The sequence below is a fragment of the Oricola sp. genome (assembly GCF_965230365.1).
Taxonomy (GTDB): Bacteria; Pseudomonadota; Alphaproteobacteria; order Rhizobiales; family Rhizobiaceae; genus Oricola.
This window is the reverse complement of record NZ_OZ246003.1, coordinates 1,684,599-1,700,904: the sequence shown is the minus strand read 5'-3', so window position 1 is coordinate 1,700,904 and position 16,306 is coordinate 1,684,599. Positions and strand designations below refer to the sequence as shown.

The 16,306-nt window shown below is 62.6% G+C and carries 16 protein-coding genes; 8 read left to right on the top strand and 8 right to left on the bottom strand.

Features of this window, described 5'->3' with window-relative positions:
• Positions 1–293 precede the first annotated feature (293 nt).
• Positions 294–872, top strand: coding sequence for a DUF922 domain-containing protein (locus ACO06R_RS08135; RefSeq protein WP_421858299.1), 579 nt, complete (start codon positions 294–296; stop codon positions 870–872).
• Positions 873–914: 42 nt separating this feature from the next.
• Here the strand turns inward: ACO06R_RS08135 and ACO06R_RS08130 are convergent, their stop codons facing one another.
• A complete protein-coding gene (locus tag ACO06R_RS08130) occupies positions 915–2,288 on the bottom strand; it encodes an aspartate aminotransferase family protein (protein WP_421858296.1) in 1,374 nt (457 codons plus the stop codon).
• A gap of 334 nt (positions 2,289–2,622) precedes the next feature.
• On the opposite strand from ACO06R_RS08130, the gene ACO06R_RS08125 reads away from it, so the two are divergent.
• Positions 2,623–2,904 carry a hypothetical protein gene (locus ACO06R_RS08125; protein ID WP_421858294.1) on the top strand — a complete coding sequence of 94 codons (282 nt, stop codon included), beginning with the start codon at positions 2,623–2,625 and terminating at the stop codon, positions 2,902–2,904.
• Positions 2,905–2,971: 67 nt separating this feature from the next.
• Positions 2,972–4,024, top strand: coding sequence for a helix-turn-helix domain-containing protein (locus ACO06R_RS08120; protein WP_421858292.1), 1,053 nt, complete (start codon positions 2,972–2,974; stop codon positions 4,022–4,024).
• A 28-nt stretch (positions 4,025–4,052) separates the two neighbouring features.
• On the opposite strand, the gene bmt is transcribed toward ACO06R_RS08120, so the two are convergent.
• The 5 genes from bmt to betI all read right to left on the bottom strand — a co-directional run bounded on the left by bmt (position 4,053) and on the right by betI (position 8,707).
• The gene (bmt, locus tag ACO06R_RS08115) at positions 4,053–5,066 is read right to left on the bottom strand and encodes a betaine--homocysteine S-methyltransferase (protein ID WP_421858290.1); all 1,014 of its coding nucleotides are present in this window, start codon (positions 5,064–5,066) and stop codon (positions 4,053–4,055) included.
• Between the two features lie 109 nt (positions 5,067–5,175).
• Positions 5,176–5,835 (bottom strand): class I SAM-dependent methyltransferase, encoded by a 660-nt coding sequence (locus ACO06R_RS08110; RefSeq protein ID WP_421858288.1) that lies wholly within the window; start codon positions 5,833–5,835, stop codon positions 5,176–5,178.
• Positions 5,836–5,842: 7 nt separating this feature from the next.
• Complete coding sequence (locus ACO06R_RS08105; protein WP_421858285.1) at positions 5,843–7,072, bottom strand: DUF3419 family protein; 1,230 nt, start codon at positions 7,070–7,072, stop codon at positions 5,843–5,845.
• A 31-nt stretch (positions 7,073–7,103) separates the two neighbouring features.
• Positions 7,104–7,928, bottom strand: coding sequence for a UDP-2,3-diacylglucosamine diphosphatase (locus ACO06R_RS08100; RefSeq protein WP_421858283.1), 825 nt, complete (start codon positions 7,926–7,928; stop codon positions 7,104–7,106).
• A 125-nt stretch (positions 7,929–8,053) separates the two neighbouring features.
• Positions 8,054–8,707 (bottom strand): transcriptional regulator BetI, encoded by a 654-nt coding sequence (betI, locus tag ACO06R_RS08095; RefSeq protein WP_421858280.1) that lies wholly within the window; start codon positions 8,705–8,707, stop codon positions 8,054–8,056.
• A 112-nt stretch (positions 8,708–8,819) separates the two neighbouring features.
• On the opposite strand from betI, the gene choX reads away from it, so the two are divergent.
• From choX to ACO06R_RS08070, 5 genes are all read left to right on the top strand, one after another.
• The gene (gene choX / locus ACO06R_RS08090) at positions 8,820–9,746 is read left to right on the top strand and encodes a choline ABC transporter substrate-binding protein (RefSeq protein ID WP_421858277.1); all 927 of its coding nucleotides are present in this window, start codon (positions 8,820–8,822) and stop codon (positions 9,744–9,746) included.
• Positions 9,747–9,753: 7 nt separating this feature from the next.
• Complete coding sequence (locus ACO06R_RS08085; RefSeq protein ID WP_421858275.1) at positions 9,754–10,677, top strand: alpha/beta fold hydrolase; 924 nt, start codon at positions 9,754–9,756, stop codon at positions 10,675–10,677.
• Positions 10,678–11,532: 855 nt separating this feature from the next.
• On the top strand, positions 11,533–12,366 hold the full coding sequence (locus tag ACO06R_RS08080) for an SDR family NAD(P)-dependent oxidoreductase (protein WP_421858273.1): 834 nt from the start codon (positions 11,533–11,535) through the stop codon (positions 12,364–12,366).
• A gap of 31 nt (positions 12,367–12,397) precedes the next feature.
• Complete coding sequence (locus tag ACO06R_RS08075) at positions 12,398–12,865, top strand: SRPBCC family protein (RefSeq protein ID WP_421858271.1); 468 nt, start codon at positions 12,398–12,400, stop codon at positions 12,863–12,865.
• On the top strand, positions 12,858–13,220 hold the full coding sequence (locus ACO06R_RS08070) for a hypothetical protein (protein ID WP_421858268.1): 363 nt from the start codon (positions 12,858–12,860) through the stop codon (positions 13,218–13,220). The genes ACO06R_RS08075 and ACO06R_RS08070 overlap by 8 nt, the downstream gene beginning before the upstream one ends.
• Before the next feature lie 32 nt (positions 13,221–13,252).
• Here ACO06R_RS08070 and ACO06R_RS08065 read toward each other — a convergent pair whose 3' ends face one another.
• Both ACO06R_RS08065 and ACO06R_RS08060 read right to left on the bottom strand, forming a co-directional pair.
• Entirely contained in the window at positions 13,253–14,137 is an 885-nt protein-coding gene (locus ACO06R_RS08065) for a c-type cytochrome (protein WP_421858265.1), read from the bottom strand.
• A 261-nt stretch (positions 14,138–14,398) separates the two neighbouring features.
• On the bottom strand, positions 14,399–16,183 hold the full coding sequence (locus ACO06R_RS08060; RefSeq protein WP_421858262.1) for a B12-binding domain-containing radical SAM protein: 1,785 nt from the start codon (positions 16,181–16,183) through the stop codon (positions 14,399–14,401).
• Between the last annotated feature and the right edge of the window lie 123 nt (positions 16,184–16,306).

The window sequence follows — 16,306 nt, the reverse complement described above, 5'->3', positions numbered from 1 at the left end:
GAGTCCGCCAAAAAAACGCGGCGGTGAAACTGGCTCCGGTACGCAGTACCTTCTCCGGAGATCGAGGCGTGTTGCCCGCCTCGACATGCACCATAGGGGTGGCAGGGTTACCACGAAGTTATTGAGGCCTTAATCAAACCTAAATTCGGGCTTTTTTTGGTAAATAGCCAAGCGGGCTACATTAAGACAGCGAGCCGTTGCCGGGCCCGCCGGTCGGCATTGGCGAAAATCGCTGGTCAAACCGCAGGATTGGAGTAACAATTCAGGTGCGCCCGAATTCACGGAACCGTCCGATGCCCCGTTTCGCTTCCGCCCGCTTTGGCTTCGTAGCGGCAATCTCGATTTTGCTCGCCGGTTGCACGTCGACAACAACCGAACCGCGCGTATCGACCAGCTACTACACGATCTCCGGCTTGTCGGGGGCCGAACTCGATCGCGAGATTTCTCGCAAGGGGCCGATGCGCGGTCACGCGCTTGCTGCCACCGCAATCCGTTTCATTCCCGTTTCCATCGAATATGACGAGACTGCTTCCGGCTGCAGGTTTTCGGAAGCGACGTTCCGTGTCGACGCCAATGTCACCTTGCCGCGCTGGCGCGAACAAACGAGCACCAAGGACGATGACTTGCGCATCGCCTGGAAGTTCCTGTCCGAATATGCCCGCGAGCACGAGGCCTATCACGTTTACATCGCCGAAAAACATGCCCGCAAGCTTGGCGCGGCGCTGCTGACGCTGAGGTCTCATCAGACATGTGAAGCCCTCGACCGCGCAGCCGAGGCGGCGATGAAGAAAGTGCGCGCAGCCCACGACCGCGAGCAACTGGCCTTCGACGCAGCCGAAAAGAAGCGGCTCGCCCGGCTGTTCGGCAGCTGACCGACCGCCGCCTTGTTCAGACGGCGCCGGCATGCAAGCGGTTCAGGAAAGCTCGGCCATAGCCCCGTCGAGCGCCTTGCGAACGCGCTCCACCGCCATGTCGATCGTCTCGCGCGTCCAGATCAGCGGCGGCGACAGGATCATCGTGTCCGTGACGGCACGCATCATCAGGCCGGACGCGATCGCGTGATCGCGGATGACATTCGGCGCCGACCCCACCGGCTCGAACCGCTCGCGGCTCTGCTTGTCGCGCACGATCTCGATGGCGGCGAGCAGGCCGAAGCTGCGGACTTCGCCGACCAGCGGGTGATCGCCCACCCCCTGGCGCAGTGCTTCGCCTAGATAGGGCCCGGTGTCGTCGCGCACCCGCTCGATCAGCCCTTCGCGTTCCATGATCTCGAGGTTTTTCAGCGCCACCGCACAGGCTACGGGATGACCCGAATAGGTGTAGCCGTGATAGAACTCGCCGCCCTTTTCGACCAGCGTCTCGGCGATCCGGTCGCCGACCAGCAGTGCTGAAAGCGGCTGGTAGCCGGAAGTCAGGCCCTTTGCGGTGGTGATCGTGTCGGGCTTGATATCCATCGACTGGGCGGCAAACCATTCGCCGGAGCGTCCGTAACCTGTGATCACCTCGTCCAGCATCAACAGCACGTCATACTTGCGGCAGATGCGCTGGATCTCCGGCCAGTAGCTTGCCGGCGCGATCTTGACCCCGCCTGCCCCCTGAACCGGCTCGCCGATAAAGGCGGCGACGTTGTCGGCACCGGCCTCCAGGATGGCGTCCTCGACGGCCCTTGCCGCGCGCAGGCCGAAATCGTGCTCGCTTTCGCCCGCCTTTGCGTCGCCATAGAAATACGGGCACATGACATGGCGGATATTGGGAACGGCGCCATAAAGCTGCTCATGCATCGCTTCCATGCCGCCCAGCGAAGTCGCGGCGATGGTCGAGCCGTGATAGGCCCATTTGCGCGAAATCACGATGTTCTTTTCGGGTCTGCCCTCCAACGCCCAATAGTGGCGGACAAGCCGCAGCGCGGTGTCGTTCGCCTCCGAACCGGACGACCCGTAGAACACCTGGTTGATGTGATCGGGCGCGATCTGCGCGAGTTTCTGCGCCAGCAGAGATGGCGTCGGCGTCGTGCAGCGGAAGAACGAGTTGTAGTAGGGCAACTCGCGCATCTGCTCGGCGGCGACCTCGACCAGTTCGTCCCGTCCATAGCCGGCGTTGACGCACCACAAGCCGGCCATGCCGTCGAGGATCTCGTTGCCGTCGCTGTCATAGACGAAAGGACCGTCGGCGCGCACGACGACGCGGGTGCCGGCCTCACGCAGATCCTTGTGGTCGGTGAATGGATGCAGGTGATGGGCGTTGTCGATCGCGCGCAACTGTTCCTGCGAATAGTTCTGATAAGTCATGAAACCTCCTGATTGCCTGGTTGCGCCTTCGAGCGCGTCGCGGTCAGGAGTTGGCAGGCGGCGAATACCCAATGCGGGCGCACAGGATCAGCAATTCAGCATGCCGCGTGCGGGTTGTCGGTTTCACGATCATCGCCAACTTCTAATGCGTTTCTCAATCGGATGGAAGCGTGCACCGACAACCGCCGCTCGATTCTGGAAAACGTCGATCTTTTTCGAAAACTCCATCTCGTTTCCGAATCCGAGCGGCAATCGCCGTGTCTCGAGCACATATCCGGATCGTCTCCGGCGACCAGTTGCTGCCGGCACAGGAGTCAACCGAAAGGAGTTCGACATGACCGCCCGTTCACGCATCCGCGACGCCATGACGACAGTGATCGCGACAATCCTCGCGACATCCGTCTTCACCGCTTCTGTTGCCGTCTCGGCGATCGCACTCGAACCGCCGAAGGATTCGCAGGCCTGGATCGATTGCCAAGCCACCGGCTCGATCGCAAAACCGGCCGCCAAGTCCTACCTCGACATGATGATCGGCAAGACCGGCGTGACGCCAAAAGATGAGGACAGCTCGAAGAGCTATCCGTCCGCCCCGGTCATGCCGAGTTTCGGCATCTGAACCATTACATAACGGAAATTGCGGCCGGCTCCTTTTCGCGAGCCGGCCGGTTTCCTAAATTGAGGGCATGGACGCCCAAACGCTTCCGCTGGTCATGCTGCTGGAGATCGCCGTACGCGGCGGCTCTGCTTCGATCGGTCTGCTGATGGCCGTATTGCTTCTGGCCGTGCGACCAGTTCGCGAAGTAACCGTGTTCGGCGCGCTGTTTTTCTTTGGCGCGGCCTCCTACGCGATCACCGCATTTGATCCCGTCTATGATATGCTCGGCGGCTGGAAAGTGCCGATCACCCTCTACGGCACGCTGACGCCAGGATTTTTCTGGCTGTTCGTTCTGGCGATGTTCGACGACCGGTTCCGCATGCGCCCCTGGATGGCAGCACCGCTTGCCGCCATCGCCGCGCTGTTCCTCGTCTGCATACCCTTCCCGGTCCTGTCGCCGTTCGCCAAGAGCCTGCAGTTCGCACTTGCGATCGGGCTGATGGGCCATGTCCTGATCCTCGCTCGTCGAAGCCTGGGCGATGATCTGGTCGCCAGCCGGCGGCGGTTTTCAGGCATCATCGCCGCCCTTCTGCCGGTTGTCTGCCTGACCATCGGCGTGATCGAGGTCTACGAACTGATGGAACTGCGCGACCATATGGGCACGCATCTGATATCGGGGCTGCTGTTTGCTGTCTCCGTTGGCACGGCATTCGCCGTCGCGGGCGTCCGCAAGAGCTTGTTGCCCGAGGCGCCCCGCCGCGAACCGGCGCCGGTTTCAGCCCATCCCGCCGCCGACCGTTTCGATCTCGCCCGGCTCGAAAAGCTGATGGCGGACGGCGTGTTCCTGGACCAGGGGCTGACGATCGGCGAACTGGCGAAGCGCATGAACATGCCCGAGCACAGGCTGCGCCGCCTGATCAATCGGGAACTCGGCTACCGCAACTTCGCCGCCTTCATCAACGACCACCGCATCGAAGAGGCCAAACGCCGCCTGTCGGAACCCGACACGGCGCGCGAGCAGATCACCAGCCTGGCTTTCGATCTCGGTTATGCCTCGCTGGCCCCGTTCAACCGGGCCTTTCGCGAGCGCATCGGCATGAGCCCGTCGCAGTACCGCGAAAAGGCGCTGTCGGCCAACTGACCGGCAGCGGAGACTTCAAAAGAAGCGATCAGCCTTGGGAGCGCCGCCGGCCGCGCCGCTCGCGCTTCGGCGCGGTGTCATCCGCCGCTGCCTTGTTGCGCAACGGTCCGACCTTGGCGACCACTTCGTCGAGCGTCGGGCGCGCGCCCTTGTTGTGCTCGTCCAGCGCCACGCGCATGGCCCGCAGGTGATCGCAGGATGTGCCACAGCAGCCGCCAATGACCTTTGCGCCGGCATCAATGGCCAGATGCACATATTCGGCCATAAGTTCCGGCGTTCCGGAATAGACGATCTGTTCGCCCTGAAACTCGGGGATGCCGCAATTCGCCTTGACGATGATCGTCGCGTCGGGGTTCGCTTCGCTCATGTCGAGCAGCGAGGACAACAGGTCCGGCGCGCCGACACCGCAATTTGCGCCGACGGCGACCGGCGGTTCGGAGCATTGCGCGGCGACACCGTGAATGTCCTTGGGATGCAACCCCATCATGGTCTTGCCAGCGGTGTCGAACGAACAACTGAAGGTGTAAGGCATGCCGGCCTCGACCGCGCCCTGCGCGGCGGCGCGGATCTCGTCCGGCGACGACATGGTTTCGATCCAGGCGACATCGGCACCACCGGCCTTCAGACCCTCGATCTGTTCCTTGAATGCCGCGACCGCGTCGTCAAATGTCAACGCACCAAGCGGCACCAGCAGTTCGCCGGTCGGCCCGACCGATCCCGCGACGATGACCTTGCGGCCCGCCTTGTCGGCGACGGCCCGCGCGATCTCGGCGGCCTTCTTGTTGAGCTCGAACACGCGGTCCTGCGCGCCGTGCAGTTTCAGCCGGTGGCGGGTGCCGCCGAAAGAATTGGTCAGGATGACGTCAGAGCCCGCATCGACAAAATCCTGATGCAGCTTGGTGATCTTTTCCGGCGCATCCACATTCCACAGTTCCGGCGCATCGCCGGACATCAGGCCCATGGCGAACAGGTTGGTGCCGGTAGCTCCGTCGGCGAGAAGCACGCCCTTTTCGGCGATAAGGTCGGTAAGCGGATTGGACATGAGGTGATCCCGTTTGCGTTTCGCATAACGATATAAGGAAATCGTTATGTCTTCGCAATCGTCATTTTTCGGCGCGCGGGCAGGTGGTTCACGAGCGGCTTCGGCGTTGCTACCGGTGTACGACGCCCAGCCGCGCATAGTCGCGATAGAGATGTTCGAAACAGGCCATACGCCCGGCGGAGGCCAGCACCTCCTCCAGATCGGCGCGCGGATCGACGTGGAACCGCGCCAGCCAGGTGACCAAGGCCCGCCGGAACCAGCGCGGCAACTCATCCTGCTGGCCGAAGTCAACCGTGTGGAAGGTGCCGTCCGCTTTCAGGTGGCGAATTGCCTCCTCGATGGCTTCGCGCCAGGGCGGGATCATCGAAAGGCCATAGGAGATAAACACGCGGTCGAACGCATCGACCCCGAACAGGGCCTGCGGATCGAATGAGGTCGCATCGCCCTCGGCAATGCATATTCGGTTCCCAAGCCCGGCCTTGACGATGTTCTTGCGGGCCTGCTTCAGCATTTCGCCGGAAATGTCGAGGCCGTAGAAGCGCGCATCGGGATAGCGCCGGGCGGCCAGCACCAGATTGCGCCCGGTTCCGCAGGCCGCCTCCAGCACCTTGCCGCCAAGCGGCACGTCGAGACCGTCGATCAACCGGTCGCGGCCCAGCAGATAGTATTTGCGCGTGACATCGTAAAAATGGCGCTGGTTGCGATAGATCGCATCCATGAGCCCGCCATGATGGCCGTCTTTCTTCTCGATCGCATCGGTGCCGGTCATGCCCGGTTCAGCCTTCGAAAATGTAGAGGTGGAACCCGCCATAAATCGCCGAACGGTCGGCGAGTGTCCACGCCCGCGACTGCTCCTCGCGGTAGTTCCAGCGCGACAGGATCGCGTTGTCGACGCGGCCCGGCAGGATGGTCGGGATGCCGGCGGTGCGGAAAATCGCCCGCGCACCCGGCGCCGCCGTGCGGGTGATCTGCGCCCACAGATCGTTCAGCTGCGCATCGGTCATCCAATCCTGGGCATCGAGCAAAACATAACCCGTCTTCGAGCCGGCGGGCATCTCGCGCATCAGGTCGGTCAGCGAGCGGTTGTGGATCGCCGCACGGCCGGCATTGGCCTTGAGCGCCGCGAAATTGCGCTCCTCCAGATAGGGTGGCACCGGCCCGCTCAGGCCCGGCCGGTAGGCGCGGTTGATCGCCTGCCACGCGAAATAGTTCTCAGACAGCGGATAGTCGCACAGAAGCGCCCTGAGCCGCTCCTTCAGCACTGCCAGCATATCGCCGTCGGCAGCACCCGCCAGTTCGTCATATTGCTGCGGCGGAATACCGAGCCCGATCAGCGTCGCGCGGTTGCGCGCCAGCCATTTGACCAGCGGACGGTCGAGCGCCGGCATCAGGTTGGCCTCAAACCATGCCTTCTGTTCGTCCAGTGTCTTGCATAGCAAAAAGGTTTTCAGGTCGACACCGAGCAGCCGGGCGACAATATGGCCTCCGGCGATGAACCGGCCGAGCAGGCCGTGCCGGTAGAAGCCCTGCTCGAACATCTCGATGCGCCGGCCGGTGATGCCACGCCGCGCATTCCAGAAATCGACGCTCGCGAAATCGAGATACGGCGCGATGGCGCGGTCGAACAGGGCGGCGTTGCCCTTGACGTCAGCGCGCCCGAACATCTGGAAGAAGCTCGCATGGTCGGGCAGATGCGTGGCGGCAGCCAGCTTCAGCCGGTTGAGCGCCACATGCGCCGGCGACAGGTCTACCGCGGTGATCGAGGCCGGTCCGGCGGTCAGGTAGGACAGCATGTTGCAGCCGCCCGACGCGATACAGACGATATGGTCGTCCGGACCAACGTCCAGCGCCTGCATGTCGACGACCGGATCTTCCCATATCTGCGGATAGACCAGACCGGTAAACGCGCTGGAGAAAAGCCGCTCGAGCAGTCCGGTGCGCGAGATGGCATTGTTTTGGTGGACGGCGGCGCCAAGCTGTTCCCTGACGGTCAACACATCGGCCATGTTGGATCTTCCCTGTCTTTTTCGAGCGGTGTCAGGCAGCCGATCGCTGCGCGCCCGCTTTCTTGAAAGTCGGCTCGATGACCGAGTCAGCGTTGCTTCGGCTGCGCTCGCGCATCACCACCGACCAGTCGATGAGACGGAGCGTGCCGTCATGGTCCTCGACAATGGCTGTACAACTTTCCACCCAGTCGCCGGTATTGACGTAGAGAACGTCGTCGCGCTGCTCGAGTTCGGCGTGATGGATGTGGCCGCAGATGACACCGTCGACACCCGCCTTTTTCGCCTCGGCGGCGAGGATCTTCTCAAACGCACCAATGAAGTTCACCGCCTTCTTGACGCGCAGCTTGGCCCATTTCGAAAGCGACCAGTACTGCCCGCCCCATAGCCGGCGCAGCCAGTTGAACCAGGTGTTCAGTCCGAGCGCCAGCGTGTAGGCGACATCCCCGACATGGGCGAGCCATTTGGCGTTGATCACCACCATGTCGAACTGGTCGCCATGGATGACCAGCATGCGCTTGCCGTCGGCGGTCTCGTGGATATCGCGGTTGCGGACCTCGATGCCGCCGAAATGCGTGCCGAGATAGTGGCGCATCACCTCGTCGTGGTTGCCCGGCACATAGATGATCTCGGTGCCCTTGCGCGCCTTGCGCAGAAGCTTCTGGACAACGTCGTTGTGCGATTGCGGCCAGTACCATCCCTTGCGCAACCGCCAGCCATCGAAGATGTCGCCCACGAGATAGATGCGTTCGGCGTCGTGCTCGCGCAGGAAGTCCAGCAGCATGTCGGCGCGGCAACCCCGTGTTCCCAGATGAATGTCCGAGAGGAACAGGGTGCGGTGGGTTTTCGTCTCGTCCACGGTGCGGTGCCCGGATGATCGTTCCCTCCGGCAAACACGAGTCGCATGTCAGCCATGTGACAGCGGCTGTAAACTATTGCAACGCAGCATGCGCGGACCCTGCCCGCGCTATCGATCGCAACCACCTAAGCCGCCGCGCGGGCGTTCAGCGTTCGCCCCAAAAGGCGCATCTTGTCGCGGGCCGCCAGGCGGACATCGTCGGACCCATAGCGGTCGTCGATGATGATCTCGATCTGCCGGACGGCGTCGTCGCGTTCCAGCCCGCCGATCTGCAGGCCGCAGCGCATCCAGATGCCGTCAATCAGGAGACTGACCAGCCGCACCGACGCCGCGCAGCGCTCCGGGTCACCGTCGATATCCTTCAGCGCAGAATGCAGATTGCTGTTCAGTCGCCGGTAGATGGCCGTCTGCACCCGCTGGAAGGTCCTGTTGTGCGGCACTTCTGCGCACATGGAAATCCAGCCATGCGCAACCTTCCGGTTGAAGGTGGTTTGCGAGAAATTCGCCTCGATGATCGCGTAGAACCGCTCCCACGGCGACTCCGCAAGCCCCATCAGCGCGACGGCTTCACGCCGCAACGTCGCATTGGCCTTGCGCAACGCGGTCTCGATCAGGATCTGCTTGCTGCCGAAGTAATGCAGGACGCTGGCCTTCGAAGCGCCCGTATGCTCGGCGACACGCTGCAGCGTCGTCCCGTTCATACCGTGCTCCGACAGGACAGCGAATGCGGCCACGGCGAACTCCTCGCGCCTGATATCTGCAATGGTCTTCTTCGGCATGGGACCTCCTATGGTCCGGTAACAAGGGTTGACTCGCCGGTCAACGAAACTTACCGTTCATATTGTTGACTGTCAGGTCAATTAAATGACCAATGGTACAGGGAGACCGAAAATGACTGTCCATCTGCGCGGCGGAGCTGCCGCATTCCTTTCCTTGATCATAGCAGGACAGGCCGCCGCAGACTGCGGCACGGTGCGCATGGCAGAGCCGGGTTGGACCGACCTTGCGCTCACCACCGGCGTCGCCAGCGCCATTCTCGAGGGGCTCGGATACGAGACCGAAAGCGGCGTGCTCGGCATTCCGGTCATCTATGAGTCGATGGAACGCGGCGACCTCGATGTCTTCCTCGGCTACTGGGACCCGGCCATGGAGGTCTACTTCGAACCCTTCCGCGATGCCGGTACGATCGAGACGGTGCACACCAATCTCGAGGGCGCGAAATTCACTTTCGCGGTTCCGGCCTATGTGCACGCGGCCGGCGTCAAGGATTTCGCCGATCTCGCCGCCCATGCCGACGCGTTCGACAGCAAGCTCTACGGCATCGAGCCGGGCTCCAACGAGATCATGCTCGATATCGTCGCCAAGGGCGCATTCGGTCTCGGCGACTGGGAAGTGGTCGAAAGCTCCGAACAGGGCATGCTGGCCCAGGTCGGCCGGGCCGCCCGCAAGCAGGACTGGATCGTCTTCCTGGCGTGGGCCCCGCATCCGATGAACACCGAATACGATCTCGAATATCTGACTGGCGGCGACGATTTCTACGGGCCGGATTTCGGCGGTGCAACCGTGCATACCCAGGTCCGCAATGGCTATCTGGACGAGTGCCCGAATGTTGGCACGCTGTTGACCCAGATGACCTTCGACATTCCGATGGAAAGCGAGGGCATGGGCTACATCCTTGACGATGGCGACGACCCTGTGACCGCCGGTGCGCGCTTGCTCAAGGCCCATCCAGAGGTGCTCGACGGTTGGCTGGACGGCGTGACCGCAAAGGACGGCTCGGACGGATTGGCAGCGGTCAAGGCGCATCTCGGCCTCTGACACTGTCATGTGCGACCCGGCCGTACGATCTCCCATCCGTGACCGGCCGGGTTGCATTCTCGCTACCCGTGAGGACGGGCGGCAAGACGCACCTTGCATCGTGCTGCTGCCCGGCCTCGGCATGTGCGCCGAGGACTGGCCGGATTATCTGATCGAAGGCCTGGCGGCGCGCTTTCGGGTGCTGCGCATCGACAACCGGGATATGGGTGCCTCCCCGCGGTTCGGCGCCGATCCCGACCATGGCGCGACCGAAACGCTCCGCTCCGCCGAAGGCGGAATGGCCAGTACCGGGTCGTACAGCCTTGACGACATGGCCGGCGACGTCATTGCGACACTCGACGCGCGCGGCATAGGGCGGTTCTGGCTGCTCGGCTTTTCCATGGGCGGCATGATCGCCCAGAACGTCGCACTGAGGGGGCCGGGCCGGCTGGAGGGACTTGTTCTGGTCTCCACATCCTCCGAAGCCGGCCCGTTCTCGGCAGAGGTTCATGACCGCTTCCTGCGCATGTGCGAACCCTTCGAAGACAAAGCGGCGTTGGTGCGCTGGATCGCCGACGACGTCGCCCACTTTCAGGCGCCCTGCGCTCCGGACGAGGCCCAACGCATGCGCATGGCCGAAGCGATGCTGGCGGTGGGCTTCACCCAGGGCGGCTTTGCCCGCCAATACCGGGCGATCCGCGCCACCGGCAGCTGGCGCGAAGGGCTCAAGCACATCGGCTGCCCTGCCCTGATCGTCTGCGGCGCCGAGGACAACTGCCTGCCGCCGGCACGCTCACAAGCGCTCTCAGCGGCAATGCCGGACGCCGATGTCGACATGGTCGCCGGCGTCGGCCACAGTCTCGAACCGGAACTGTGCAACCCGGTGCTCGATTGGCTGGACCGGCAGGCGGCCGAAACCGGCGGTACGCAGCAGCGCATCGCCCTGCCCTAGCTCAAAAAGCGGGCGCACACCGCCGTTTCCGCGCCCTGTTTTTTCGGGGCCGGATTGTTCATATTCTGGAAGACGGGCGGTCAAAGCATCGCAACGTCTTAGAAGTATAGCGATCCTCGGACCGCCCGCTCGGTGGTCTTGCAGCTTCGGTCGGCGGCCCGAAACCAGGTTCGGGAAAACAAGACTGCGCGCGCCGCTTCATGCCGCCCTGACTTGGGGGTTCATCACCCAGCAACGCACCTCTGCGCCACCAGCCAGGCACCGTCCCTCTCCCTGTGAGCCGGTGTGCACCCAGACTTCCGTGAGAAGGCGGGAGGGATTGTAAGGGAGGGTTGGGAGCGTTCGACAAGTTTCGGGACGCGCGCGGCCTATCCGATTGACTTCGTTGGATAAACGCAAAAAGGAGAAAAAACTTATGCAACAAACCCGCCGCGATGAGACGACGGATGGCGCTTTCGGCCGCATGGAGCATTCGCAGCATCTCCCGCCGGATCATTCGGGCAAAACGTCAGCGCCTTCATAGTCAAGGTCGGATTTCAAGCACGGGGTGCGAACGGCGCGCGATCCCACCATGCATCCGAGCCGGAACGCATGCGGGACACGTGGCGGGGATTCGCGTGTGCTGGACACCTTTTCGGCCTGATCGCGCTAAGCAATTGGGATCGCTGACAAATGGACTTTCGTGCCCTGGAGACCATTTGCCGCAGGAATGCAATGCGACACTCCGGTGTCGAGGATGATCGGGAGCCAATGATGGATTTGTGTCGGCTCTGGGCAAGTCCGCATACCCCAGCGGCATATGGCGGCACCCAGACGCCGCTGCGACCAACGCGAAAAGACACAGAGGTCAGTAAAATGAGCAAGAAAGTTGCCTTCATCACCGGCGCATCGACAGGAATCGGCCACGCATCGGCCAAGCTGCTGCAGCAAAACGGGTTCAAGGTCTATGCAACTGCCCGCCGGGTGGAGCTGATGAAGGATCTCGAAGCGCTGGGCGCCACGGCCATGCATTGCGATGTGACCGACAGCGCCGAGGTACAAAAGACCGTGGACGCCATCATCGAGGCGGAGGGCCAGATCGATGTTGTTTTCGCCAATGCCGGCTATTGCCTCCTCGGTCCGGTGGAACTGCAATCTGTCGAAGCCGTACAGCACCAGTATGATGTGAACGTGTTCGGCATGCACCGGACCCTTCAGGCGGCACTGCCCCATTTGCGCAAACGCGGGCAGGGCCGCGTGATCATCACCTCCTCAAGCGCCGGCCACATCTCCATGCCGAACCTCGGCTGGTACAGCTCGACGAAATACGCACAGCAGGCAACCGGCGATTCCCTGCGCGGGGAAGTCAAACCGTTCGGAATTCACGTGTCGCTGATCGAACCGGGTTACATCGACACGGATATCGACAATGCCAGCCTGCCCACCCTCGACGCGGCGGAAAACCACCCGCAATCAAACGACGAGTACAAGCGCCAGATCAGGAATTTCCGCAAACGCTGGTCCACCGGCATCGACAAGGGAGCATCGGCAAATGTGATTGCGGCGGAAGTGCTGAAGGCGGCGACCGCCGCCAAGCCGAAACGCCGCTATGCGGCCCCGACTGACGCGAAACTGGCGAAATTCATGCGCCGTTTCGTGCCTGCCGCCATGCTCGACAGGGTCCTTTACGGCGTTTCAATCGCGGATTGATCGCGCGCCAAAACGCAGCGAGGGCAGCAAAATGGCGGATGAGAAACCGCACTTCACCGCGGAGATCCATATCGAAGCCGAGCCGGACGCGGTTTGGGACGTGCTGATGGATTACGAGGCGCTGCCCGAATGGAGCAACGCCTTCCAGGGAACGGACAAGCCGATGAAGGAGGGCGAGGTTTCGACTGCCTATTTCTTCAATCCCGCCACCCACCAGACGATCGAGTTCACCCATCCGGTGCATGTCTACGAGCCGAAGCGGCGCTTTGGATGGTCGGGAAAACTAGGCGGCGGCCATCACGACCGGCATATCTACGAGATGCTGCCGCACCCCGAAGGCGGCACCATCTTTCGCCAGAGCGACGGGCTTTACGGCAAGCCAAGCTCCATCATGACCCGGATGATGGAACACTCCATCGACCACACGTACAAGAGTTTCAACAAGCGGCTGAAAGCGCGCGTTGAAAGCCTCTACCCGAAGGCGCGAAAGGGTGAATGACGTAACTTATGGCCGCATCTTGCGGCTGGAGGGCCTGCTGCTGACAGCGGCAGGTCTCGCCCACCTTGTGTATTGCGCCCTCTTCCTGGACTGGTCGGTGCAGCCCCTGGTGGCGAATCTGGGCGCGTTGGCCTTCGGCGTCGCCTACACCTTCCTCGGCGCGCAGATGGCGCTGGGCCGCGACCGGTTGCTGCCGATCACCCTGATCATCAACATTTGCGGCTTCGTCGCGGTGATGGTGGCCGGCGAGAACAGCCCGCTGATCGCCATCGATCCTTATCTCGTCGTGGTCGACCTGATCAGCATTCCGACGCTGATCTGGCTGAACATCATGAAGCGGCGTGACGGGAACTGACGACCGCCGCGCCAGACGCTGCGGGTTTCTGCTTACCGCGAACGCCCCGCCATGTGGCGCAGATAGGCGATGATGTTCTCGATGTCCCGATCGGAGAGGTCTTCCTCGTCAAAACCCGTCATCGCCTGATCGGGCCATGTCCTGACGGACGCGGGATCGCGAATCAGCTTCCGCAAGCCATCCTCGGTCATGTAGTCGGTCGGGCTCATCGGGCGGGCGAGATCGGGGCCGATCTCCGCCTCGCCGCCGCCGGCGATCTTGTGGCACGCGAGACAGTTTTTCACGAAAGACGCGTAGCCGGCCCTTTCCGGCGCGTCTGCGGCCAGATCCCCGACCACGGCGATTTGCGGCCAGCGCTGCGCCGGCGAAGCGACGCCGGTGAGCGACGCCAGCGCATAGGGCCATTGCGCCGCGCTGACGTCGGAGGCTTCGGGGTTGGTCCAGACGAGATAGAGCGGGCCGGCCGAATAGTCCCGGTCCGGCAGGTTGGGCCAGGGGGCATCCGGCGGCTCGACGGCGATCCAGGCGACCGATCCGCCATCGTTCGCGGCTTCAAGAAGGCTGGTGGGCAGTTGGGAGACATAACCGTCGGTTGCCTGCGCCTCGATCGTGTCGAAATCCGATAGCCGCATGCCCTTGAAAAGGGTGAGCGCGGGAATGGCTTTCAGCGTCATTTGCGTTTCGTAACCCGGCACTTTGGGGACCGTCACTTCGCTCAACGCGTCATGGGCCAGAAGCTGTTCGACGGTGAATTGACGGGTATCGTCGCCAGTCGTCAGGGTCAGCGCCGCTTCTGTGGCAGAGGCCGCCGCCTGCAGGGCGACAAGGCCGATGGCGACCGCAAGCCAGAGCGCACCCTGCCTGCATCGTTTCCCTGTCGCGCCAAGACTCGCTGGCTGAAACAATGACGGTTGCATGGTTCTTCTCCCGATTGCTCTGCCGGTCTCTCAGCCGGAGACGGGAACCAGCATAGAACGAGTGGGCGGACCCGGGATATTCGCTAGTTTTTGCAGAAATGCTGTTTCGGATGCGGTCGCCGACGCCGGTGCGTGGCGCCTTGCGCGGCGACGGTCGCGGGCGGTGGGGTTCCCGGCCTTACGGTTCGCAGGTTGAGGGGACGCGGCAAGCCCGCGCGGACGCCAGGATTGAACGGAGGAAGGGAGGCGCAAGCGCCTTCGTCAGACCTTCGCCGAGGCTCGCTCGGTCAGCTTGGCGACCTTCTTCATGTGGGCGACCGCGGCCGCGCCGCCCGTGGTCTCGGAATAGAGTGCAAGATCGTCCTCGTCCTCGTCGACAACGGGGGTCAATGCGGTGTCCACATAGCCTCTGGACGTCGGGTCTCGCGCGATCCGCACCGCCCAGGCCGCGGTACGCACAATGGCCCAGCCGAACTGTGCGTGCGTGCGTAGAGTGTCCCAGGCAAAACGTGGCCAGAAGACAAGTCCGTTTTCGCGCGGCAAGCCCGGCCGGCGTTCATCGGGATGCTTCAGCCGCAAGATGCCGGATTCCAATGGATGCACGTCTTCAAGGCGGATCGTCGTCTCGAACTGGACGATCAGCTTGACCAGGCTCGTGACGGGCACGCCCGTCGCGACAGCCCTGCGCAGAAGGGTCTTCATGTGTTCCGGCGTATAGTAGAGCCGCCACGCCTGATAATACACATCAGTCCATTCGGCGCGGCTCATCTGGCCGTGGTCGGTTACCACATGGTGCAGATCGTAAGCATTCAGATCGGCATCCATGTCGACGCCCTTCTGCCACAGTATCTTGTGGTCCTCCGAGCCCGGCAGAGGCGTCAGATTGAAGAACTCGATGATGTCGAGCGGCAACTCGTCCTGGATGATCTTGATGTCCCGGCGTATCGTTTCAGGAGTATCGGCGGGAAAGCCGAGAATGTAGCCCGCCAGCGTGATGATGCCCTGCGCCTTCCAGGCGAGCAGCATCTTGCGGTATTCGGTGATCTTGTTCTGGCGTTTCTTGCCGGCGATCAGATTGTCGGGATTGACGTTCTCCAGCCCGATGAAAACCCGTGTGACACCGGCGCGCCTGGCCTTTTCGACGAAGTTGTCGATCTTGTGGCACAAGGTGTCGACCTGGATCATCAGACCGAGCGGGATGCCGTCTTCCTCGCGCAGCTTGATCAGCCGGTCGAAGATGGATTCCCATTCGCGGTTACGTGCGAAGTTGTCGTCGGTGATGAAGAACTTGCAGATGCCTTGTTCCCAGTTCAGGCGAACCAGTCTTTCGACATCATCAGCCGACCGATAGCGCGACTTGCGCCCCTGCACATTGATGATGGTGCAAAACGAGCATTGGTAGGGACAGCCGCGCCCGGCGTCGAAGCTGGTCGAGTGACCGACGGTCCGCTCGACATAGCGCCTCGGCAGAAACGGAACCGGCGTGTTCTCGATGCCCGGCAGGTCGTTCATATAGTCGTAAAGCGGTTCCAGCCGGCCCCGCGCCGCATCCGACAGGATCGTCTCGAACCGGCCTTCGGCCTCGCCGGTGAACATGGCGACTTCGAGTTCGCGGCACGCATCAAGGTCGACGGCATGCCCGTCAAGCATGGCCAGACAACCCGACACATGGAAGCCGCCCATGGCGACCTGAATGCCGGCGGCGCGAAACTGCCGGGCAATGTCGAGCGCTCGGGGGTACTGGTTGGACTGCACGCCGACCAGCGCGACAAGGCCGAAATTGTCGTGCTCGGCGAACCGCTTGATCAAACCGTGAATGTCGATCCGCGTGTTGGTTTCGTCCATGGCGTCGATGTCGATTCCCGTATCGGGGCCGAGCACCCGATCCTCGGCGCAACGCGCGGCAATGCCGTAAACCGCGGCAAGCGAATTCGACGGTATCATCGAGCGCCACCAGCGGATCACGTAGCCGTCACTGCCATAGTGCGACGGCTTGATCAGGACCAGCTGGAAACGTCGCCCAGCTGTGGTGGATGGTCGCGACATGGTCACCCACCCTGCCTCATTGCATCGCGCATTACCAGACGCAACGTCAGGTCAGCGGCAGATTTGATCCGAGGCGTCGAGCCGCCGCCGGGAAGCACCGGTGTTGGCAAATCGCGCGCTGGC